The sequence below is a fragment of the Bathymodiolus platifrons methanotrophic gill symbiont genome (assembly GCF_002189065.1).
GTDB lineage: Bacteria > Pseudomonadota > Gammaproteobacteria > Methylococcales > Methylomonadaceae > Methyloprofundus.
Window position 1 is genome coordinate 25189 of the sequence record NZ_BDMN01000036.1, and the last position, 22936, is coordinate 48124.

Annotated in this window: 23 protein-coding genes; 15 read left to right on the top strand and 8 right to left on the bottom strand. The window is 41.7% G+C overall.

All coding sequences use genetic code 11. The features are described from left to right. The first annotated feature begins 50 nt into the window (after nucleotides 1-50). The 4 genes from petA (at nucleotide 51) to CDZ78_RS02755 (ending at nucleotide 3262) form a co-directional block, all read left to right on the top strand. Nucleotides 51-650, top strand: a complete 600-nt coding sequence (gene petA / locus CDZ78_RS02740; RefSeq protein ID WP_087868590.1) for a ubiquinol-cytochrome c reductase iron-sulfur subunit — start codon at nucleotides 51-53, stop codon at nucleotides 648-650. Beyond that, nucleotides 647-2044 (top strand): cytochrome b, encoded by a 1398-nt coding sequence (locus CDZ78_RS02745; RefSeq protein ID WP_087868591.1) that lies wholly within the window; start codon nucleotides 647-649, stop codon nucleotides 2042-2044. The genes petA and CDZ78_RS02745 overlap by 4 nt, the downstream gene beginning before the upstream one ends. A 1-nt stretch (nucleotide 2045) precedes the next feature. Further along, the gene (locus CDZ78_RS02750; RefSeq protein WP_087868592.1) at nucleotides 2046-2768 is read left to right on the top strand and encodes a cytochrome c1; all 723 of its coding nucleotides are present in this window, start codon (nucleotides 2046-2048) and stop codon (nucleotides 2766-2768) included. 143 nt (nucleotides 2769-2911) lie between these two features. Beyond that, entirely contained in the window at nucleotides 2912-3262 is a 351-nt protein-coding gene (locus tag CDZ78_RS02755; RefSeq protein WP_087868593.1) for a hypothetical protein, read from the top strand. A gap of 49 nt (nucleotides 3263-3311) precedes the next feature. Here the strand turns inward: CDZ78_RS02755 and CDZ78_RS02760 are convergent, their stop codons facing one another. Continuing rightward, nucleotides 3312-3869: a thioredoxin family protein gene (locus CDZ78_RS02760; RefSeq protein WP_087868594.1), complete on the bottom strand. Its 558-nt coding sequence runs from the start codon at nucleotides 3867-3869 to the stop codon at nucleotides 3312-3314. 157 nt (nucleotides 3870-4026) lie between these two features. Here CDZ78_RS02760 and CDZ78_RS02765 point away from each other — a divergent pair, with 157 nt between their 5' ends. Then, the gene (locus CDZ78_RS02765; RefSeq protein WP_087868595.1) at nucleotides 4027-4227 is read left to right on the top strand and encodes a hypothetical protein; all 201 of its coding nucleotides are present in this window, start codon (nucleotides 4027-4029) and stop codon (nucleotides 4225-4227) included. On the opposite strand, the gene CDZ78_RS02770 is transcribed toward CDZ78_RS02765, so the two are convergent. The 5 genes from CDZ78_RS02770 to CDZ78_RS02790 all read right to left on the bottom strand — a co-directional run bounded on the left by CDZ78_RS02770 (nucleotide 4224) and on the right by CDZ78_RS02790 (nucleotide 7162). After that, nucleotides 4224-4898 (bottom strand): Crp/Fnr family transcriptional regulator, encoded by a 675-nt coding sequence (locus tag CDZ78_RS02770; protein ID WP_087868596.1) that lies wholly within the window; start codon nucleotides 4896-4898, stop codon nucleotides 4224-4226. The genes CDZ78_RS02765 and CDZ78_RS02770 overlap by 4 nt on opposite strands. Next, a complete protein-coding gene (dnaQ, locus tag CDZ78_RS02775) occupies nucleotides 4886-5596 on the bottom strand; it encodes a DNA polymerase III subunit epsilon (RefSeq protein ID WP_087868597.1) in 711 nt (236 codons plus the stop codon). Before dnaQ ends, CDZ78_RS02770 begins: the two co-directional genes overlap by 13 nt. A gap of 56 nt (nucleotides 5597-5652) precedes the next feature. Next, the gene (locus CDZ78_RS02780; RefSeq protein ID WP_087868598.1) at nucleotides 5653-6129 is read right to left on the bottom strand and encodes an REP-associated tyrosine transposase; all 477 of its coding nucleotides are present in this window, start codon (nucleotides 6127-6129) and stop codon (nucleotides 5653-5655) included. A 101-nt stretch (nucleotides 6130-6230) separates the two neighbouring features. Next, on the bottom strand, nucleotides 6231-6794 hold the full coding sequence (locus tag CDZ78_RS02785) for a DNA-3-methyladenine glycosylase I (RefSeq protein WP_087868599.1): 564 nt from the start codon (nucleotides 6792-6794) through the stop codon (nucleotides 6231-6233). Beyond that, complete coding sequence (locus CDZ78_RS02790) at nucleotides 6791-7162, bottom strand: YajD family HNH nuclease (protein WP_087868600.1); 372 nt, start codon at nucleotides 7160-7162, stop codon at nucleotides 6791-6793. Before CDZ78_RS02790 ends, CDZ78_RS02785 begins: the two co-directional genes overlap by 4 nt. Before the next feature lie 374 nt (nucleotides 7163-7536). Between CDZ78_RS02790 and CDZ78_RS21630 the strand changes: the two genes are divergently transcribed. The 10 genes from CDZ78_RS21630 (at nucleotide 7537) to CDZ78_RS02835 (ending at nucleotide 20754) form a co-directional block, all read left to right on the top strand. Then, nucleotides 7537-7689, top strand: a complete 153-nt coding sequence (locus tag CDZ78_RS21630; protein ID WP_167374145.1) for a hypothetical protein — start codon at nucleotides 7537-7539, stop codon at nucleotides 7687-7689. Nucleotides 7690-7691: 2 nt separating this feature from the next. Next, nucleotides 7692-8159 carry a 23S rRNA (pseudouridine(1915)-N(3))-methyltransferase RlmH gene (rlmH, locus tag CDZ78_RS02795; protein ID WP_087868601.1) on the top strand — a complete coding sequence of 156 codons (468 nt, stop codon included), beginning with the start codon at nucleotides 7692-7694 and terminating at the stop codon, nucleotides 8157-8159. A gap of 2 nt (nucleotides 8160-8161) precedes the next feature. Next, entirely contained in the window at nucleotides 8162-8737 is a 576-nt protein-coding gene (locus CDZ78_RS02800) for a Maf family protein (protein WP_307190448.1), read from the top strand. After that, nucleotides 8730-10184, top strand: coding sequence for a ribonuclease G (gene rng / locus CDZ78_RS02805; protein ID WP_087868603.1), 1455 nt, complete (start codon nucleotides 8730-8732; stop codon nucleotides 10182-10184). Before CDZ78_RS02800 ends, rng begins: the two co-directional genes overlap by 8 nt. 245 nt (nucleotides 10185-10429) lie before the next feature. Continuing rightward, on the top strand, nucleotides 10430-13993 hold the full coding sequence (locus tag CDZ78_RS02810) for a YhdP family phospholipid transporter (protein WP_087868604.1): 3564 nt from the start codon (nucleotides 10430-10432) through the stop codon (nucleotides 13991-13993). Further along, entirely contained in the window at nucleotides 13986-14807 is an 822-nt protein-coding gene (locus CDZ78_RS02815; protein ID WP_087868605.1) for a carbon-nitrogen hydrolase family protein, read from the top strand. Before CDZ78_RS02810 ends, CDZ78_RS02815 begins: the two co-directional genes overlap by 8 nt. A gap of 3 nt (nucleotides 14808-14810) precedes the next feature. Beyond that, on the top strand, nucleotides 14811-16256 hold the full coding sequence (gene tldD, locus CDZ78_RS02820) for a metalloprotease TldD (RefSeq protein ID WP_087868606.1): 1446 nt from the start codon (nucleotides 14811-14813) through the stop codon (nucleotides 16254-16256). 236 nt (nucleotides 16257-16492) lie between these two features. Beyond that, nucleotides 16493-17824 carry a metalloprotease PmbA gene (gene pmbA, locus CDZ78_RS02825; RefSeq protein ID WP_087868607.1) on the top strand — a complete coding sequence of 444 codons (1332 nt, stop codon included), beginning with the start codon at nucleotides 16493-16495 and terminating at the stop codon, nucleotides 17822-17824. Between the two features lie 610 nt (nucleotides 17825-18434). After that, on the top strand, nucleotides 18435-18752 hold the full coding sequence (locus CDZ78_RS02830; protein ID WP_087868608.1) for a hypothetical protein: 318 nt from the start codon (nucleotides 18435-18437) through the stop codon (nucleotides 18750-18752). Between the two features lie 718 nt (nucleotides 18753-19470). After that, the gene (locus tag CDZ78_RS02835) at nucleotides 19471-20754 is read left to right on the top strand and encodes a transposase (RefSeq protein ID WP_087868609.1); all 1284 of its coding nucleotides are present in this window, start codon (nucleotides 19471-19473) and stop codon (nucleotides 20752-20754) included. Nucleotides 20755-21384: 630 nt separating this feature from the next. Here the strand turns inward: CDZ78_RS02835 and CDZ78_RS02840 are convergent. Next, a complete protein-coding gene (locus tag CDZ78_RS02840) occupies nucleotides 21385-21735 on the bottom strand; it encodes a cupin domain-containing protein (RefSeq protein WP_087868610.1) in 351 nt (116 codons plus the stop codon). A 388-nt stretch (nucleotides 21736-22123) separates the two neighbouring features. Further along, nucleotides 22124-22936 (bottom strand): DNA ligase (locus CDZ78_RS02845; RefSeq protein ID WP_087868611.1); only part of this gene is annotated, 813 nt, incomplete at its 5' end.

Genomic DNA, 22936 nt, shown 5'->3' on the forward strand with positions numbered 1-22936 from the left:
GCCCAATAATAAAGAAAAAGCAGAACAAAACACAACGAGGAGCGTAATAAATGAGCGAACAAGGCGTCGATAATTCAAAACGCCAATTTCTAACAACGGCTTTAACAGTCGTTGGTGCAGTGGGTACTGGTTACATTGCCGTACCTTTTCTGTCGCAAATGCAGCCAAGCACCAAGGCGAAAGCGGCAGGAGCTCCAGTAGAAATTGATATTAGTAAATTAGAAACAGGCCAGTTAATCCGCGCGGCGTGGCGTGGCAAACCTGTATGGGTTCTTAACCGCACTCCCGATGTTCTGGAAATTCTGGCAAGCAATACCGATAATTTGGCAGACCCTGACTCCCAGGAGTCTAATCAACCGACATCCAGCCAAAATGAATTTCGCTCCATTAAGCCTGAAATTTTTATTGCAGTTGGACTTTGTACTCACCTTGGCTGCTCTCCCACATTTCGCCCTGAAACCGCTCCCAATGATTTAGGCCCTGACTGGAAAGGAGGGTTCTTCTGCCCTTGTCATGGGTCAGGCTTTGATCTTGCAGGGCGAGTTGTCAAAGGCGTTCCAGCACCAACAAACCTAGATGTACCACCACACCATTATATTACAGATACTCTCGTTTTGATTGGCGAAGACACTGTGGAGGACAGCGCATGAAAACAAATTACGTAGCAAATTGCGGTACTTGGTTTCTAGACCGCTTTCCACTCACTAAACTGTGGAATGAACACATGGCGCAGTATTACGCGCCGAAAAACTTTAACTTCTGGTACTTCTTTGGTTCATTAGCACTACTGGTTCTGGTCAATCAATTTATCACTGGTATTTTACTAACCATGAACTACAAGCCTGACGCTAGTTTGGCGTTTGACTCTGTAGAATACATTATGCGCGAAGTCCCCTGGGGCTGGTTAGTGCGATACATGCACTCTACCGGTGCATCAGCCTTTTTTATCGTGGTCTACCTACATATGTTTCGTGGACTTATATACGGCTCTTACAAACAGCCTAGAGAGCTGATCTGGATTTTCGGCATGCTACTCTTCGTTGCTTTAATGGCCGAAGCATTCATGGGTTATTTACTACCTTGGGGACAAATGTCTTACTGGGGAGCACAGGTAATTATATCTTTATTCAGCGCAATTCCCGTGATTGGTGATGACTTATCACTATGGGTGCGTGGTGACTATGTTATCTCAGATGCAACGCTAAACCGCTTCTTTGCTTTCCATGTTATCGCTATTCCACTGATTTTAATCATGCTGGTATTCCTGCATATTATTGCCTTACATGAAGTAGGGTCAAATAATCCTGACGGCATTGAAATCAAAGACTCCAAAGATCCCTGGGGCCATCCTGTTGATGGTATCCCGTTCCACCCATACTACACAGTAAAAGATATTGTCGGTGTCGCCGTCTTCCTGTTCTTTTTTGCCACGGTACTCTTTTACATGCCAGAAATGGGCGGTTACTTCCTGGAACATGCGAACTTTATACCCGCAGACCCATTAGCTACACCCGAGCATATTGCCCCAGTCTGGTATTTCACACCATTCTATGCAATTTTAAGGGCGATACCGGATAAATTTGCCGGAGTCATCGCGATGGGTGGTGCAATTGTCGTATTATTCTTGTTACCGTGGTTAGATCGTAGTCCAGTTAAATCGATCCGCTATCGTGGTGGCATCTACAAAAAAGCTCTATTTCTATTCGTCATTAGCTTTTTAGGCTTAGGTTACCTAGGTATGCAGGCTCCTACTGCAGGCGCTACAATGATGGCCCGGGTTTTTACCTCAATTTATTTTGCCTTCTTCTTATTGATGCCGATTTATACACGCTGGGAAAAAACCAAACCGGTTCCCAAGCGAGTTAATCAGCCAGCAAGTATCGAAGATCATATTCCTGCTATCAAAGAAAGCTTTGCAGCAATGACCCTAGAAGTTAGCGAGCAAAAAAATGGGCACACGGTGAAACATACACGCCCTAATCCCTCTGGTATTGCTCACGAATTAAGCAAACTTGTTAAAAAAATGAAAGGGAGCCTAGACTAGTATGAAAAAATTATTACAAAGCTGTCTATTACTCTTGATGCCACTAGGAGTATTCGCCTCAGCAGGTATGGAGCTAGACTCTGCAGGTATTGATTTAACAGATAAAACATCATTAGAAAATGGTGCTCACCTTTATGTTCAATACTGTTTGGGGTGTCATTCAACAAAGTATATTCGCTACCTGAACCTGGCAGATGATTTTGATATTGATGAGCAAGAGATTTTAAATAAAGTCGCACCAGAAGGCGCGGGTATTTATGACAAAATGCTCACTGCCATGAACGAACACGATGCTAAAAAATGGTTTGGCACACAACCACCTGATTTATCATTAATCGCTCGTTCAAGAGGCGCTGACTGGCTATATAGTTACCTTAAAGGTTTCTATGCTGACCCTAAAAAACCTTTAGGTGTCAACAATGCTATATTTCCGGATGTCGGTATGCCTAACCCACTATGGAAGCTTCAGGGCACACAACGTCCTGTCTATGAGACTGTTGATGGTCAGGAAGTGATTACTGAGCTTGAGCTCGAAGAAAATGGCACAATGAGTGCTGATGAATTCGATAAGTCAGTAAATGATATTGTTAACTTCCTGGTATATGCTGGCGAGCCAGCCCAGTTAAAACGTGAAAGCATGGGGAAATATGTTTTATTCTTTATCTTTATGTTTGGTGTAATTGCTTACTTGCTGAAAAAAGAATACTGGAAAGACATACATTAAGCAGAAATAGGTAAACTGTAGAGCGGACACTATAATAGTCCCGCCCTACCCTAAAACCTGTTTTTATAAAGTATCTTTACAGACACAAAAAAAGCGCTATTTCCTTCGAACTAGCGCTTTTTTTATCTCACCCTAAAATAACAATGAAAAAATATCTACTACTGACCCTGCTAACCTGCTTTTTCTTTATCCAGCCGGCACAAGCGACCGAAAAATCAGCACCAGAATATACTAAAGATAAAGATTACAGCCCTCTTTTTGTACCCTTTGATCTTTTAATATTTCGCCCTATAGGCTTAGCAACAACCGTAGTCGGTACAGCACTATTTATAGGTCTGTCTCCACTCACAGCTTTAAGCTCAATTGCTCCGCCTCATGATGCGTTTGAGCGTGTTGCTGATGTATTTATTATTGTGCCAGCAACCTACACCTTTCTTCGTCCAATGGGAAAAGTTTTATGCCCTGGAGACTGCCGTCCGGCAGACATTAAATAACCTCTTTCTATAGAGCGGACTTAAGTCCGCTCTTGTATACTTTTCATTTTTATTTCCACTTGATATTACACCCTATACTAGGAATTTGTTCCTCTAAGATAGCCCCGCCCGCTAATAACCCATCCAGAGCATTACGTAAATCACGCCCCGTCAAAGGAACATCATTCTTAGGTGTTGCAGCATCAAGCCGGCCTCGATAAACACAGGCCAGATCCTTATCAAATAAATAAATATCCGGAGTACAGGCGGCTAGGTAAGCTTTTGCCACCTCTTGGGTTTGATCATAACAATAGGCGGCAAATGGGTTCCCCCACTCAGCCATCAGTATCTTCATCTTATCAGGCGCATCCTGAGGATAATTTTCTATATCATTGGCACTAATTGCAATAGTAGTTATTCCTTGCTTTGCATAACTCTTTGCAATATCACATAGCTGCTCCTTTATATGAATAACATAAGGACAGTGATTACAGATAAACATCACTACCGCCCCCTGCTTTCCTTTTAAGCTGGAAAGGCTTTTTCTCTCCCCTGAAATGCTATCAAGCAAAGTAAACTCAGGTGCTACCGTGCCTAAAGGCATCATATTAGAAGGTGTTGCTGTCATTATAACCCTCACAAAAAATATTGTTAATAACCCAGTAAAAAACTCGGTTATGTGACATTGTCACTGATAATAGTTTTACGATACTCTAATATACACCCTGAGCCGTGTCGTCACGACATATTATTTGCGCACTAGCGCTTTCACAAAAGGGTGATTTATGATAGATTTTTTCTTAGGTATTTTTTCTACTATGTTCCAAATGAATATGCGCGACCATCACGAGATGCCATTTGCCATGCCATTAATGATGGCCTGCCTGGTCGGTGGCCTGGTCGGTTTTATTATCGTCAAATATGTAGTTAAAGAACAAGAACAAAAACAAGACTCAGAGCAATCCAAAATTAGTTCCGTACGTTAATTTTGTTTAGTCGCGACATTTAATAGCGCATTGGCATTAAGTATGTTGACTGTCCCTCTATTTAGACTAACCCAGCCATATGCTTCAAAGCGCTTTAAATGCCTGGAAATTACTTCACGAGCTGAGCCTAATGTCGTGGCCAGCTCCTGATGAGTGAGGAGAATCACATCAGATTCTTCCGCTAACAATGCCTTAGCTAAACGTGTATCTATAGCATTAAAAGTCACATCCTCTAACAACGCAATAACCCCCGACAAACGTGCCGAGAATTTCTTAAACACAAATTCACGAAAAAAAGCAGACCGCTCCATACAACGATAAAAAGCGTGTGATGAAATAGCAAAGGCCATAACCTCGCCTTCAGTAATACCTTCTGCCGGATACTTATCCCCACTTAACAGACAAGACGTAGTCAACACACATGACTCACCTGAACAAACCCGATAAAGCAGCATCTCTCGACCACCTTCTGAAATAATCTGAGCTTTGACACTGCCCTTCAAGACTAATAAATATTGCTCGCAAGCAGCTCCCGGGTAAAAAACCTGCTGCCCGGCTGGCAACTCAACTAATTTTGCAGAAGCCATCAGGCTATTAAGGCCCGCTTCTCCAGCCTTGATAAACTCAGGGAAATTAGTTTCCCATAATTGCTGTGCACTTATTGATTCCATAAACACGCTCCACTCGATTTTTCCAGCATTGCCAAAGTTTTCTGATGCTCCACTAACTCATCATCAGAGCATTGAATCACTGTCAAAGGGAGCCTGTCACTACTTAACCGCTGAATCACTTGCTCCTGCCCTGCTCCACTTGCATCATCTTCTTCCAGCATTGAAAGCTGCCCACCTGTCATTAACAGATAGACATCAGATAGAATTTCCGAATCGAGTAAAGCCCCATGCAAGTCTCGATGACTATTGTCTATGCCATAACGTTTACACAAGGCATCCAGACTATTTCTCTGCCCCGGATGTTTTTTTCTCGCATAGACCAGGCTATCAAATACCGTACATATATCGCTTATCTGCTTAACATTTGAATTAACTAAAGAAAATTCATTATCAATAAAGCCGACATCAAACGGAGCATTATGAATTACCAGCTCTGCACCACGAATAAAGTCCAGGAAATCATCGACTACCTCTTTAAATAAAGGCTTATCCTGTAAAAATTCATTAGTGATACCATGTACCTCAATAGCCCCCTCATCAACAACACGCTCCGGATTGATATACATATGAAATTGTCGATCTGTCAGTCGCCGGCTAACCAGCTCCACACAGCCAATTTCAATAATCCGGTGCCCTTCTTTAGGGTTCAAGCCCGTTGTTTCTGTATCTAAAACAACCTGCCGGCCTTTTTTCCGCATAATATTAACCTAATTCTGTAGGGCGTGGCTTTAGCCCGCCATTGTCAAAAGGCGGGCTAAAGCCACGCCCTACGCCTAATCTTAATAAACCACCCAGGCAGCACCCAATGCGAATATTCACCTATCGTCTCAACCAATCCAGCACGTAACGGATTTGCCACAATATACCGCGCCGCCGCTCTTAAATCTTCTTCTTTTCTAAGTGCATGATCATAAAACCCCCGTTGCCAGAAAGCACCATTATGGTGAAAGGATTTTTTAAAATCAAAACTGCTTTTCCCCTTAAATATCCGCACCACTTCAGATAGCTCTGTTTCATTTACAACGAGTAGCCAATGTAAATGGTCTGGCATCAAACCCCAGGCCAATGACTCTAATAACCCACTATCATGCACAGTTCGCATTTCATTAATTAAATATCGTGCCTTGGCAAAGTCGTTAAAATGAGGAATGCGTCTATCAGTTACCATGGTTAAAGAATAAGCCCGGCCTGTTTCAGAATATCGCCCTGTCGTTAGATTCTGATAACTCATCCCCCTTCTCCTTATAATATATAAACACCGTAGGGCGCGGCTTTAGCCCGCCATTATTAATGCAATTCTGTTTTACCAAGGCGGGCTAAAGCCGCGCCCTACTAATGATTGACATCATTATATCTTGGGCAGTTCACTAAGTGATCATTCACCATACCCACTGCCTGCATATAGGCGTAGCAAATGGTGGTTCCGACAAATTTAAAACCTGCTTTTTTTAGGCTTTTGCTCATTACATCTGATTCTGGAGTATTTGCTGGGACTTCTTGCATGGTCTGCCAGGTGTTTTTAATCGTCTGGCCATTTACAAAAGACCAGATATAAGCATCAAAGTTACCATATTGTTCCTGTATGGCAATAAAGGCTTGCGCATTTGTCACAGCCGAACTTATTTTTAATTTATTTCTGATAATGTCAGGATTGTTTTGTAATTCCAGTTGCTTCTGCTCACTGTAGCTGGCAACTTTGTATATATCAAAATTATCAAATGCCTTACGATAGCCCGCGCGTTTTTTTAATACCGTGGACCAGCTTAAACCTGCCTGTGCACCTTCTAAAATCAGGAATTCAAACAATAGCCGATCATCATGTACGGGCACACCCCACTCAGTATCGTGATAGAATTCTTCAAGGTCGCTGCCAAGCGCCCAGGGACAGACTCTCATTTTTTCAATAGATCGCCTAGGCCAGCAAAGGGATTATGTGAGCCACCTGAGTGATCCTTAGTCTCTTCTTTGCCACTGCCAAAGCGCATTTCTTCGTATTTTGAATGTTCATTATCATGACAGTAAAGGCATAATAATTCCCAGTTACTACCATCTGCGGGATTATCATCATGATTATGATTTTTATGATGTACGGTTAATTCCTGTAAATTTGCATTGCTAAATTCCCTGGAACAACGTCCGCAAACCCAAGGATACATTTTTAACGCTTGCCCCCGATAGGTTTTTTCACGATCTGTTTGATGTTTACGCGCCTCAGCAACGAGTCGTTCACTCGCGCTCATATTTTGTTGATTATTGCTTGCCATAACGCTTATTTATCTAAATCTAAAATTACGCATTATATACTTCAGATAATTTTTGTTGTGAAATTTTCAGTCAATTTTTCAGGCGTGGCTGGAACACACTTTTGTCCAACTTCCAGCCATCAGCAAACTGATATCAACTCTACAGTTTTATATTTCACGATTAATCACGCCCTTGAGGCTAGGTAAAATAGCTGTATACCTAAATTCATAATAGAATAGAGCATGAAACCTTTATCAACTTCACAGCCTATTGTTGCCTTATGATTCTCCGTCCTATACTGCTCTTTGTGCTCCTAAACCTGTTCATACAAACCTGTTCAGCCCAGGCTATTAGTGTTGTCAGTAACCAATGACCGCCTTATGTTGATGACTCTTTGCCAGAAAAAGGCTTAGCCGTAGAACTAGTTAATAAGGCATTAGAACGCAAAGGCTACCAAATGACATTACACATTTATAACTGGCAACGCGCTCTAGAGATGCAGCAAGATGGTAGTTATGACCAGATTCTCAGTAAATACAAGAACTAACCATGCAGATATATTTAATTACCATCGGCCAAAAAATGCCTGGCTGGGTCAAGCAGGGATATGAGGAATATGCTAAACGCATGCCTCGTGAGTGCGCATTGATTGTTAAAGAAATTGCTGCGGGTAAGCGCGGTAAAAATAGTGATATTAAACGTATTGTATGTGATGAAGGTGAAAGAATGCTGGCAGCTATCCCTAAAAACTGTCATATCGTCACTCTCGATGTGCCGGGCAAAGCATGGAGTACAGTAGACCTGGCAGATGCGATGCGCGCCTGGCTAGACAGTGGGCAGGATATTGCTTTAATGGTTGGCGGACCTGAAGGTTTAGCTGATTCAGTTAAACAGGCAGCAAAGCAATCATGGAGCTTATCTAAACTAACCTTCCCTCACCCTCTCGTGCGTATCGTGGTAGCTGAACAAATCTACCGTGCCTGGAGTGTTATCAATAATCACCCTTATCACCGTTAATTATGCCAGCGTTAATTTTAGCTTCAGCCTCACCCCGCCGAAGTGAGTTACTAAAACAACTAGGCCTCACACATACAATACAGGTGGCAGATATTGACGAAACACCTTTGGCCAATGAAACGGCGGCTGATTATGTATTACGTGTCGCACATGCAAAATCTTCTGCCATCCACCCGCATGGCCCTGAAGATTCTGTCATTCTAGGCGCAGATACTTCCGTTGTTATGGGTGATGAAATCATGGGTAAGCCTGAAAATCTGGAGCATGCCATCGAAATGTTAAGTCTGTTATCGGCTAGCACTCATCAGGTTTATAGTGCCGTCTCACTACGCGGTCAGCAGACTCAGCAAATATTAAGTGTATCAAATGTCACTTTTCGTGCCATTTCCAGACAGGAAATTATACAATACTGGCACACAGGTGAACCTACTGATAAAGCAGGTGCATACGCTATTCAAGGATTAGCCAGTATCTTTATAGAAACTATTAACGGTAGTTTTTCAGGCATTATGGGGTTGCCCTTGTTTGAAACTGCACAACTATTAAGCAATGAAGGAATAAAAATTTTCAATGAGTGAAGAAATTCTGATTAATGTTACCCCGCCGGAAACCCGTGTTGCCATCGTTGAAAATGGAGTCGTTCAAGAAATTATTATCGAACGCACCCGCCAGCTTGGTTTAATCGGTAATATCTATAAAGGTGTTGTTTGTCGTGTATTACCTGGTATGCAGGCAGCCTTTGTAGAAATCGGACTGGAACGAGCTGCTTTTTTACATATTTCCGATTTATCCAGTAAGGAACTAGAGGAAAAAGGCTCAGAAAATATTGAACATTACTTAATTGAAAACCAGCATATCATCGTTCAGGTTACCAAAGACCCTATCGGCAGCAAAGGGGCTCGCTTAACCACGGAAATATCAATTCCATCCCGTTATCAGGTCTATATGCCTTATGCCGAGAAAGGCGGCGTTTCCCAGCGTATTGAGCATGAACCAGAAAGAGCACGGTTACGCACTTTCCAGGATACATTCCAGCAAGAACATCAGTCCGGGGGATTTATTGCAAGAACAGCAGCCGAATGTATCGCTGAGCCTATCTTAGAATCGGATATGCTATTTCTTTTACAGTTATGGGATTCAATTCAGGAAAAAATTTCATCAGCAGAGCCCCGCTCACTTATTCATTTTGATTTACCATTAAGCATCCGCACTTTACGTGATTTATATAACGAAAATATTGAGAAAGTTAAAGTTGATTCACGAAAAACACATAAGCGCCTGATAGAGTTTGCCGAAGAATTTGTCCCCGATATTGTACCTATCATTGAACATTACACTCGTGAGCGTCCTTTATTTGATATTTATAATATTGAAGATGAAATCGAAAAAGCACTAGACCGAAAAGTAGGCTTAAAATCGGGCGGACATCTTGTCTTTGACCAGACTGAGGCAATGACTACGGTTGATGTGAATACCGGGGGCTATGTCGGTGGAAAAAGCCTGGAAGAAACTATTTTTAAAACTAATCTTGAGGCTGCGCAAGCTATTTCTCGTCAATTAAGACTGCGGAATCTAGGCGGCATTATCATTATTGATTTTATTGATATGCAAAGTGAAGAGCATAAGGCACTGGTTTTGCAAGCTCTGGAAAAAACCCTGGAAAAATGTCATTCAAAAACTAAAATCACTGAAGTTTCAGCTCTGGGTCTGGTTGAAATGACTCGTAAACGCACCCGTGAAAGTCTAGCGCATATATTATGCGAACCCTGCCCTACCTGCTCTGGAAAGGGTGAGCTTAAAACCGCAGAAACGATATGCCTGGAAATTTTCCGAGAAATTATTCGTGAAGTTAAGCAGTACAACGTAACTGAAATTCTAGTCTTAGCCTCGCATCCCGTGGTAGAGAAATTGCTGGATGAAGAAGCCGATGTGTTAGCTGAATTAGAGGCTTTTTTAAATATTCGAATCAAGTTCAGGTCTGAATCAGAGTATAGTCAGGAACAGTATGATGTTGTCTTGCTTTAACCTAGAATCCGCAGTTGACCGTTATAAAGCACTATAAGCGACTGAAAGAAAACCTAATGATCGTAGATACCTTTCACCTGTTGGTTGAGAATAACCCACTTCACAGTTTTGTGAATAAATCTGAGCACGAAATGCTGCGTTACAGCTCTTGCCAAGGGACGGCCACTGCCTGCGATCTGTGCCTTGCCTTTTACACTCAGATTTTCCACAAGCACGTGTTCAACGGCGGTTTCTAGGTTTAAATAATGATAAAGCTTATTCGGTACGGTAGCATCCGTTTTATATTCTGGGCAATACTATTAATTGCTATTAGTATTAGTGGCCTGCGCTATGCTCTTTCTGAACTAGATCTATATAAAGCCGATATCGAAGCCCTGCTAAGTCAACAATTAGATGCACCCGTCACAATTGCACGCGTACAAGGTGTAATAAACGGTTTCCGGCCTGAACTAGCCTTACATGATATTCAAGTGTATTCCCACGCTGACAATACACCGACAGTACAGTTTCAGGAAATACGCCTGGGTATCAATTTACTCGCAGCGATAGAACCATTTATTGAAGCCATACAAGTTTCCATAATCAAGGCAAAGCTCTCTGTGACTCGTTTGTCTTCAGGCGCAATCCAGATTGAGGGGTTGCCAAATAGCGATAATGAACAGCCTGACTGGATTATGCGCGGCAAACAATACAAGCTGATAAATAGTGAAATACTATGGCATGATCAAAAACGCAATGCAGATCCAGTGCTACTAAAGCATGTCAATATTGCCCTATATAACGATGAAGAACAGCACAAAATATTTATTAAAACCGACCTTCCTGAATCACTAGGCAAATCACTCCACTTAGCAATGGATTTTACCGGTAATATATTTGTCCCAAACAGCATTAATGCCCGATTATTTGTTCAGGGAAAAGATATTCAACTAGCAAAGTTTATTACCGGCGATTTACCCTTTGAGTTTTCATTTACCAGAGGGAGTGGCAATTTTAGTATCTGGAGCAGATGGCAAGCCACACAGATGACTCAAATGAGCGGTGCAGTAGATTTGCATGATGCGACCATAAAAAACAAGCAAAATGCTCAATTCCCTATAGACCAGTTAGACCTACAATTTAAATTACTAAAACACCAGCAACAATGGCATATTGCCCTGCAAGACTCCACACTCAGTTCACAAAAAAACACGGTTGAAATAAATCAATTAGCCCTTGCTTTAGAACGAGATGCAGAGGGCAACTTAATTCATATCGCACTAAATTCCCCTCAGTTAACACTAGGTCCTTTAAGTAAACTTATCCTGAGCTTTAAAATCCTGGCTACAGACTTACATAAACAGTTAAAGAATATTGCTTTACAGGGCGAAGTAAAAGACCTGTTATTGCTGGCTAATCTAAGTCAGGAAACCTTTGCTATTAGTGGTCAAGTGCTGCAAATAAAATCCCAGCGACTAGGTGAAATCCCAGGTATTGATGGCTTATCAACCTATTTTAAAGGAACAGAGCAGCAGGGGTTAATCCAGTTAAGCTCACAACAGCTTAACTTTGACGCACCTAATCTGTTTCGAGAAACGCTAAATTTCAACCATGTTCTGGGGGAAATACATTGGCAACACACTGATGCATGGACACTCAGTAGCACTCTATTAGAACTCAACTCAGAGCATTTCAAAACTAGTAGTAAATTTACACTAACCCTTCCTCAAAATGATCAGCCAGCGTTTATGAGCTTGCGCAACTCTTTTGATATTCTGGATGCTACACAAGCACCACACTTCCTACCCACCGGGGTCATTAATGAGGAAACCACAAACTGGCTAGACCACGCATTTGTTGCCGGCCATGTAAAGCAAGGGGGAATCTTATTACACGGGGCATTGCCTAATTACCCTTTCCGCCAGCATAAGGGTGTTTTCGAAGTATTGTTTACCGCAAACGACGCAGAGTTACACTACGCACCCGATTGGCAAAATATTCAGGGAACATTTGCAGAAGTGCGTTTCTTTGTAGATAGTATGAATATTAACATTCTTCAAGGTCACTCCCTAACTAATCAAGCGACGATAAAACATGCAACTGTCAGCATCGACTCCCTTAAATCAAGCAAGCATATAAGTATTCAGGGAGAAATAGAAAGTGATCTGCCTGCAGCAATTAGTTTTTTAAAGCACTCCCCTTTCAAGCACCTAGCCACTGCTATCCATGATGCAGTCGACATTCAAGGCTCTGCAGATATAAATCTGGATTTAGAAATCCCTCTTAGAGGACAGGCATTTAAAGCTAATATTAGGGCTCATACACAAGGTGCAAAAGCCAGAATCATCCCTATAGACCTTGAAGTTTCAGATATAAATACTGATTTACACTTTACTGAGTCCGGAGTCTCTAGTGAGCAACTTAGCGCATTTGCCTTAGGCTTTCCATTCAGCGCAAAACTTAGTAGCAATGAGCAGGCTGTAGTGGCATCGATTACTGGACAAATGGACATTGCACATTTGGCAGAACATTTCCCTAATCCTCTATGGGGCTATCTTGATGGTACCAGCGACTATCAGTTTCAGTTAGAGTTTCCCCAAAAAAGCTCACAAATCTGCGACATCCAGATAAGCTCTGATTTAGTGGGTACATCAATTAATTTCCTTCCCTTTTTCAAGGCTGAAGCAAAAGCCCATCCCTTTTCTTTAAAACTAGGTATAGACCCCTCAGGTATCAACACTTTTAATACTACTTATGAAAACCGTTTAGCGCCGCAAAACAGATTAGATATCAAGCTGAAAAAAATTGCACCCCATTGGCAGGGGCTGATTCATAGCCCAATAGCAAGCGGTAGTGTTTTTATACCTATTGAATTTAATAAAAACTCTGAAATAAGTTTATCTTTAAAAAAATTAGATTTATCTGCATTTAAAGAATTTCATTTCGAAAACGATAAGTCTCCCATTCTAATAAAAAACCTGCCCAGCATAAGTATAGACAGCCAGGCGCTGTACTGGGATAACTATAATTATGGCAGCCTGCAACTACAGACAGAACCAACAAACGAAGGTTTGTCTATTAAACAATGTATAATTTCTTCCAGAGAAAATTCTTTATCTTTTTCAGGTTTCTGGCGGCAACATAAGCAGCAGAATTCAAGTTCTATTTTCGGGGAATTACTCAGTCAGAATTTTGGCGCCTTATTAAAACAAACTCAGCTGTCAAACAATATTGTCGACACTACAGCAGAACTTCATTTTGTTCTCAACTGGCCGGCGGCTCCCTATGAAATATCCACTTCAATACTTTCTGGCTCCATAGATTCACACCTGACCAACGGGCGTATTTTAGGTGTAGATCCAGGCTTAGGACGAATCCTGGGGGCACTAGATACCTGGAAACTAGGTAAACGCCTACTCTTCGATTTTTCTGATATTACCGAAGAAGGCTTAAGTTTTTCTGAATCCACCGCCCTGCTCTCGATAAATAAAGGCTTGGTCAGCTCAAGTGATATTTATATCAATGCCATGCCAGCAAAAATTTACCTCTCTGGCTCCACCAGCCTAACAACAGAACAAGTTGACCTTCAGGCAACAGTCCTGCCGAAATTTCCAATTGCTGGTACAATTATCGGCAATATTGCTAATGCCGTGTCAAAAACATTTATTGGCAATGAGCCGGCTGGCGGCCTTATTGTCAGCTTGCTATATAAAATAAAGGGCACTTGGGAAAATTTTGAAATTAATCGCCAGTTTAGTTCAAACTTAAGCAAGATATCCATCCCTTCTCCCGATGAAGACCACCGTTATTTGAGAAAGTTAAATGAGTAAATGTGCCGCCATTCAAATGGCATCCAGTCCTAATATCAGTTCTAATTTGATAGAAGCCGAACGTTTAATTGCCGATGCGAGTAATGCAGGTGCAAAATTAGTTGCTCTACCTGAAAACTTTGCTTTAATGGGACAGCATGAACATGACAAGATAGAGCAGAAAGAACAAGATGGCTCCGGCCCCATTCAGGATTTTCTAGCTAATACTGCTAAGAAGTATGCCGTCTGGATTGTTGCTGGTACCTTGCCCCTTGCAGACCCAAATAATGCAAACAAAGTTATGGCAGCCTGTCTCATATACAATGAGCTTGGTGAACGCGTTACCCGCTATGACAAAATTCATTTATTTGATGTTCACGTCCCCGGAAGTGACGAGGTATATCGCGAATCTGATTCTATTTCCAAAGGCAACGTCCCTTTAGTTATTGACAGCCCCTTTGGTAAATTAGGCATTGCAGTGTGCTACGACCTGCGTTTCCCAGAGCTGTTTCGCACGCTGCAAGAGCAAGGCATGGAAGTACTTATTATTCCTTCTGCTTTTACACAAAAAACAGGGGCTGCACATTGGGAATTATTGCTCAGAGCACGTGCGGTAGAAAATTTATGTTATGTAATTGCCCCTAACCAGGGAGGTTTCCACGTTAATGGTCGACAAACTTATGGCCACAGCATGATTATTGACCCCTGGGGGACTGTTTTGAATAGCCAAAAGACCAATGCTGGTTTTGTGGAGGCAGATATAGACCTTGCGCGTCTACATAAAACACGTACCAGCTTTCCCGTACTTCAGCACCGTCAAATTGTTTGTGGATAAATAATGGACAACTCAGCATTTCAGCTAGCAAAACAGGCTATTCTCGTTCCCTCCGACCTACAGGAAAGTGATATTCATCGAGTAATGGATCAGCTATTAAATGGTTCAGTCGATAATGGAGATATTTACTTTCAATCCAGCCATTATGAATCCTGGGTGCTGGAAGATGGAATTATTAAAGAAGGCAGTCATAATATTGAACAAGGTGCTGGCGTACGCGCATTATCAGGCGAGAAAACCGGATTTGCCTATAGTGACAAAATTGACCTGCCTGTACTGTTATCCGCCGTTAAAAATGTGCAAGCCATTGCGCGACAGGGCCAGACAGCAAAAACCTCTCTGCCCGGTCGGACTCCTTACCCTGCATTATATGCCCCTATCAATCCTTTAAGCTCATTAAGCGATCAGGAAAAGGTGGATTTCCTACGTAAAATAGATGCCGAAACCCGCAAGTTAGATCCGCGCATCGAACAAGTCATCATCAGCCTGGTCGGAGTACAAGACCATATCCTGATTGCCAACCAGGGAAGTTCTTTAGTGGGCGATGTACGCCCTCTGGTACGTATGAATGTTAGTGTCATTGTCGAAGAAAAGGGTCAACGAGAGCAAGGCAGCATGGGTGGTGGCGCTCGTTCTGATTATCATTATTTTCTTGAGCAAGACAGAGCATTAGGCTTTGCCCGGGAAGCCGTCAGACAGGCCCTGGTTAATTTAGAAGCAATTCCCGCTCCTGCAGGCAGTATGCCGATCGTCTTAGGTTCAGGCTGGCCAGGTATTTTATTACACGAAGCAATCGGCCATGGCCTGGAAGGTGATTTTAATCGTAAAGGGACCTCGGCTTTTAGTGGTCGAGTTGGCGAACGCGTTGCGTCATCACTATGTACTGTAGTGGATGATGGTACTTTGCAAGACCGTCGAGGCTCTTTGTCTATTGACGATGAAGGCACTCCGACACAGTGCACAACCTTAATAGAAAACGGCATACTGAAAGGCTATATGCAGGACAAGCTTAATGCTCGTTTGATGGGGGTTCAACCCACCGGAAATGGCAGGCGCGAATCCTATGCTCATACTCCGATGCCGCGCATGACTAATACCTATATGCTACCGGGTGAAAGTGATCCTGAAGAAATCCTGCAATCGGTTAAGAATGGTTTATACGCGAAAAATTTTGGCGGCGGACAAGTAGATATTACTTCAGGTAAGTTTGTTTTCTCAGCCAGTGAAGCCTATTTAATAGAAAATGGCAAAATCACTCACCCTGTTAAAGGCGCGACACTGATAGGCAATGGACCTGATGTACTAACACGTGTCAGCATGGTGGGTAATGACCTGGCTTTAGATAGTGGAGTCGGCACTTGCGGCAAAGAAGGGCAGAGTGTCCCAGTAGGTGTGGGCCAACCAACACTAAAAATTGATGCCTTGACCGTTGGTGGTACCAACGTTTAACCTGTAAAGCAAACTTTAGAGGCTGTGAAAGTATGTGATTTTAGCCTCCCCCCTTGAGAAGGGGGGATTGAGGGAGGATCGTATAAAAACATATGTCATTGATATTACGTGATTAGTTGAAATACTGGGTTACGTTTTTTTGCTATACTCAAAAATCTAATCCAACCAATCAATTCAAAGTTGATGGGACACTAGTACAATAATATAAAGCCTTTATTTTCAAACTTATTAGATTTATGCAAACTCAACAAGAAATCACTCGTCTGCAAACCACGATTCATGAATTATTACTGGAAGCAAAAAATCAGGGTGCCAGTGCGGCTGATGCTGGTTTAAGTATAGATAATGGCTTATCGGTAAATGTTCGCCTGGGTGATGTTGAAACCATCGAGCATCATTGTTCTCAAGGCTTAGGCATCACTGTTTATTTTGGCCAGAAAAAAGGCTCTGCAAACAGCACTGACCTATCCGAAAAATCAATAAAAGAAACGGTGACTGCAGCGTGCAGCATTGCCCGCTATGCTAGTGATGATCCCTACGCAGGCTTACCCGATCCAGACAGGCTAGCTTCTGAATTTAAGGACCTGGAACTCTATCATCCATGGGACCTCAGCCCTAATGATGCTATAAACCTTGCCCTAAGTTGCGAAGATACCGCACGTCAGTACCACCCCGATATTAGTAATTCTGAAGGGGCATCGGTGGATACTTATCAGGGTATCCGTGTGTTTGGCAATAGTTTAGGCTTTTTACACGGCTACGCCTCAACTCGTCACTCAATTAGCTGTTCGGTGTTAGGTGAGCGTGATGGCAATATGGAACGTGATTACTGGTACAGTGTTGCACGTAATCATAAAAACCTTGAAAGCCCTGAATTAGTAGGAAAAAAAGCAGCAGAAAGAACTGTACTACGCTTGGGAGCTCGTAGTTTAACTACCCGGAAAGCGCCGGTATTATATTCTGCCGAGGTTGCTAGCGGGCTTATCAGCTCATTTCTAGGAGCTATCAGTGGCGGCAGTCTATATCGTAAATCCTCTTTTCTACTAGATAGCCTGGGGACAAAAGTTTTTCCTGATTTCATCAATATTTATGAACAACCACACTTATTGGGTGCTTTAGGTAGCGCCTGTTATGATGCCGAAGGAGTCACAACTAAAGCCAATAAGATTGTCACTGACGGCATACTTGATTCCTATCTATTAAGCAGTTATTCAGCGCGGAAATTAGATATGCAGTCTACTGGTCATGCGGGTGGGGTACATAATTTATGTATTAGTGCAGGGGAACAGGATTTTCAGCAATTACTCAAGCAAATGGATACCGGCCTTTTAGTCACAGAATTGATGGGACAGGGTGTCAACCCCGTAACTGGTGACTATTCCCGAGGTGCCTCAGGCTTCTGGGTAGAACAAGGAGAAATTCAATACCCGGTACAGGAAATTACTATTGCTGGTAATCTAAAAGATATGTTTCAACATATTCTGGCAGTGGGTAATGATATAGATTATCGCGGTAATATTCGCACGGGTTCTATTTTGATCGAAGAAATGGCAATTGCAGGTGAATAACTACAGGGCGTAAACTAATAGCATCATAAAACTGACAGAAACCAGTTTGATTTTTCTAAGCTTAATGATGACTGAAAAGAGTCATAATATCGAAAGGTGGGCTAAGAGCGAGAATTCAATAATACCCGAGTCTGACTTGTTGTCAACGGCGCTCAAAACCCGCGTAACTATGGCGAGTATCGCCACTTATAGCCATCCAGTCTGGCGAATATCATCAAACCAGCATTCTATCCGAGGTTTTTTACCAGAAAATCGCGATTCATCATATTGGTTATTTTGACTTTACAATCTTCAAAATTCTCATCCATAAAGATTCAATAAATGAACTCATATTCCCTGAGGGGGAATGATTGTGCCATTCTTATTGAGTGGGTTTAAGTGGCTACAATATTGATACATTCGGGAGAACTCGCATAAAGTTAAAGCAGAAACTTTACTCAGCAGGCGCCTGTATGTTGAAGTAAGCAGATTGGTAGAGAACTGTTGTGATACCGGCCAATAGATTCGCGTCAAACGTCCGGCACCACAACACCCACCGTGCTTTCGCACAAGCGGTTCAAGTATCGCACTTGTCTCGCCTTTTTTCCAGTTCTCTCTGACTGGAATTCTTATGTGTCGTTCTGCCCGTCTCTATAACTGTGTTCTCTGTCACCGCCAGGTGATTATTTGCAGTCACGGCAATAGTTATTGTTCTGGCAAATGTTCTGCACAATCTCGCCAGGAAAAACAACGAGAAGCCTGCGATCGCTATCAATCCAGCTCAAAAGGACGTCATTTACATGCCTTGCGTCAGCGACATTATCGCCAGCGGAAAAAAGAAAAAGTGACGCATCAGGGTTCACCCGGATTAGTCCCTTATGATTTACTGATTGTCGAGCTAAAAAGAGTGACGACGAATCAAAAACCATCATTTTCGACAAATAACTAGGGTCAGAGTAATGTTAAATGTGATAAATTTACCCCTAAGAATCCAAAAACTTATTTCAGAGGGAAATTAATGGCTAGGCTCCCGAGAATCACGCCAGTAGGTGTGCCAGTGCATCTCTCTTGTACAGCTAGGAAATAACGGCAGGCCTGTTATGGTTCACAATTGATAATGACTACTTTAAGGAGCAAATGACTACGTTTACAGGAAGGAGGTTAGTACGTGAGAAAGGCGGCCGCCAATTGGTTGGCGAAAGACTAAGAACAGGGTTTAACTTTACTCTGACCCCAATTATAGACCCCAATTATACTTGCATAGATGTAATTTCAATTTCATACACAGCTGTTTATTAAAGTTGATATTTGTAACCAGCGGACTGAAGTCCACTCCACGTAATGATAGTAGGGAGGCTGTTACTACGCTATATGAAATAGCTTTTTCTTGATCAACCCGATTGATTAACCGAACCTTTGTTTTTGTAGATTAGTCATCAGTGTTTCCATTGAAAGATACAATAGCCAAGAAACTTAGACAGTATGCCTTATTTTATAAGCAGTATAGGGCTATCTTGCCTTAATCCTCAATTTTTGGCCAATCCTAAAAATTAGTAGTAGGATAAGCGCATGAAAAATAAACGAAAAAAGTTGAAATAAAGCTTGCAATGGCGAAAAAAAATTTTTTAGAAATTTCCGTTTTATAAACCTTATAATCGGAAACTCCCATGTACGAATCCCGGACACTGAATGACTTTATCTTTGATCACTGCAACAAGAGTATGGAAAATGCCATATCCGCAGAGCGTCACCCGCTGTGGAAACGGTCATGCCCCGAACTGAACGATGTTGACTTTATTCGTCTTGGGATATTACGTTGCATTAGTTCGGTGGATAGTGGCCGCCATTTCTTACAGACAGCAGAAGAGATTCATAACGAACAACGTCCTCTTTCAACCTATTTTAAATCACTCAAATCATCGAGACGAGTGAGCATGCTCGAAGCTGTTGAGCAGCAAAGCTACGGCCTATTCAGTGAAACCTTGTCATCCCACGGTATTGATTATCTAAAGTCATTCCCTGAACTGAAGGACTATACCGTATTGGCAGCTGATAGGCACTTTATTGATCATGCCTGTCATACAGAAAAAGGCCGCAATGGAAAAGTCTACGCAGCAGGATTTATCTACACTTTAAATTTCAGAAATGCTTTGCTCAGACCTGTTTCGCTTATTACAAATGGAACTCGGCGGCATCAGGAAATCCCCGTACTGCGCGACCAACTCAATAGACAAAACAAAATCAAAAATAGCGCCCAAAAGTGCCTTTACATCTATGATAAAGCGGTCACTGATTATACTTTCTGGAATAGCCAAGTAGAGCACGGGAATTTGATGATTTCAGTGTTAAAGGAGAATTCAGTCGCCACTTTTGTTGAATCAATTCCCTTCGATACCAACCATAGACTTAATACTGGGGTTGAAAGTTACAGTATTTATGAAAATAACGGTATCAGGTTTAGTATTGTCAATTATCGTGATCCCGAAACAAGAAAACTTCACCGCTTTGTTAGCACCTTACCTGAGTCAATCAACCCTGGAACGATTGCCATGCTGTACTACAAGCGCTGGACGATTGAGAAAGCATTCAATAACAGTAAAAGTAATTTGAAGGAAACAAAAGCATGGTCTTCTGATAATAACGCACTCAAGAACCAGATGCGCCTGACAGCCATGAGCTACAACTTATTACGCATGGTTGAAGAACTTTCTAAAATTCAAGACCCAGAATTGATTCACCCCTCGGATAAAAAGTATACCGAAGCACTTGAGAAAAGGCAGCAAGCTGCACAAAAAAGGGGAGGATTTGTGAATCCATTATTTTTTAATGAAAGAATCGTACGTATAAGCTCCTATACTATTCGGGCCATTCAAAATGCAATAATTACCGAGAAGTCGCTGAGTAGCTTTATCAATGCGCTTGTCGCCAAGTTAGTTCCGAGGGTACAGTAAATAGGGGAACACTGATGAGATTAGTTGAACTTTAAGAGTTGTTCTTTGTGTCAACTCCCAAAGTTCAATTATTGAAGCCTTTTTCGCCTTAGTCCCCGGTTTTAGTCCAATCCAATTTGCTGCTACTCTGGGTGATGGTGTATAAATTTACATAAGCGCCAGTAACTCCAGCGTTTATATCGGCACGAGTTGAGAGATAATTTCTACTCTCGGTATTTTATACGTCCCACAGTCACTGCCCCACCACAACACGCGCAACTTAATTGCGTTTAGTGTGTAATAGGCTAATGCTGTATACAATAAACTGAAGTTTCCCAATTATTGAGTAGCTGAAATACACAATATGAAATACACAATGCTGGTGTATCGAGGTTTATTTTAGGTGGTTTTGCCATGTTTATAGCAAACCCCTACTTAATTCCCCTTAGGCAATAGCATTTGAAACGAATGAAAAGACTATTTTTTTCATATAGTTGTAGCATAGTTTCAATTTTACCATAAATAATTATTGGGAAACTTCAGTTATTGGGAAACTTCAGTACAATAAAGAAGGTGATTTTTATTCATCTTCAGAATACGAACTTGTCAAAGTATCAGAAGCCATTATTATGGGAGTAATGGAAGTGAACTTTATTTCATGATTGATTTAGTGCGATTTATCACTCTGGTCAAACCGTTAAAAAAGCGTTTTTTAATATCACCTTCACTGTGCATGTAGCGCTTTTTAAGTGCTTTTTTCACTTCCCAAGTGCCTTTATAGCCTAATGGAAATACCACTAAGTCACCCGCTTTGAAAATAGTTGAAGGGCCGCCATCTGCAGGTGTCATTTCACATTCACCTTCTTCAATAAGTGCTGTTTCTGTAGTAACGAATTCCCATGGGAATACAGATACTTCTTTTTCCCATGTTGGCCAGTAAACAACACCCATTTCTTTTAAAAGTGCTTCACTTGGATTGCTATCAACTGTAATTTCTTTCATGTGAATTCCTATCGTTAGATTTATGCCCAGAATCAGAATGATTTGGGATGTGCCATAGTATATTGTTTATTCTCTTTTGCCTACATTTTAAGAATAATCATATCCATTTAGTGCTAATATCTGAAATAGCTGTTGAATCTTTATAGAGAAAATAGCCGCTAGAAACCTGTAGTGGTGGCCGTGCGAAGTATAGGTATTGATTTATCGTTTAGTAACTGACAGCATAGTCGTACTGCTTTTAATGCTCCAGATCAAAGTTTCGTTACTCATATTCACCTCTAATGACATTATAAATCAGCTTTTAGAAGTGTCCGCTTTATTAGACTATTACAAATAACTTTTTTGCCATAGGGGAGGTAGGGATTCTTGCGGACTACTCCACTATGGATTATGGCTCATTACGGACTCTGATGAAAACCGCAAATCTTGGAATTCCACTATCTGTTAATCCTTGATGACGAAAGCTAATAGTACTTCCAATTGCCGGAGGATTTTCCCTTTCTTTATGGCTAAACCCACTGCCAATATAAAAAACCTTACCAGTATCTGATTTAACTTTTATTGCTCCCATTTTACCCGTAAATTTTCCTTTACCTGCACGATAATCAAGAGCGGTCGCTTCAGCATCAGTAAAGAGTTTTAATTTTAATAAGTCATTACTTCGGCCACGATGATACAGCCCTAATTTATGATGCAACATTAGCCCTTCACCACCTTGATCGGTAATGGCATTAAGCTGGAGCATAAGTTCTTTATTGGAACCTAGCTGATATTGAGAAATGAAGCCTAGATAGGTGGATTGAATTTGTATGTTCAAATCTCGCATAGCTGCAACCCTATCTGAAAAAATACCCAGATGTTCTGGTAAGTCAAAGACCATAAATTTAACTTGCTGCCAACCTGAATGTGCCTTCTGTTTTCTAATAATTGAAACTGTTTTCTGGTATTTTCCTCTGGCAATCCATAACTCCCCATCTAATGAAGTATTTGGAAAATCTATTACAAACCAACTGGGTACAATAAGTAAGATGCCGCCACGGGATATTAGCTGATGACCATTCCAACGGGCACGGACACCATCCAGTTTCTCACTAACCCAGTAATCAGTTACCTTAACGGATGGCTGGAACACTTTAGCTAGCATAAGTTCTGGCTTATCAATAGCACGAGAAGGTAACGATAAAAATAAGCCAAGAAAAAA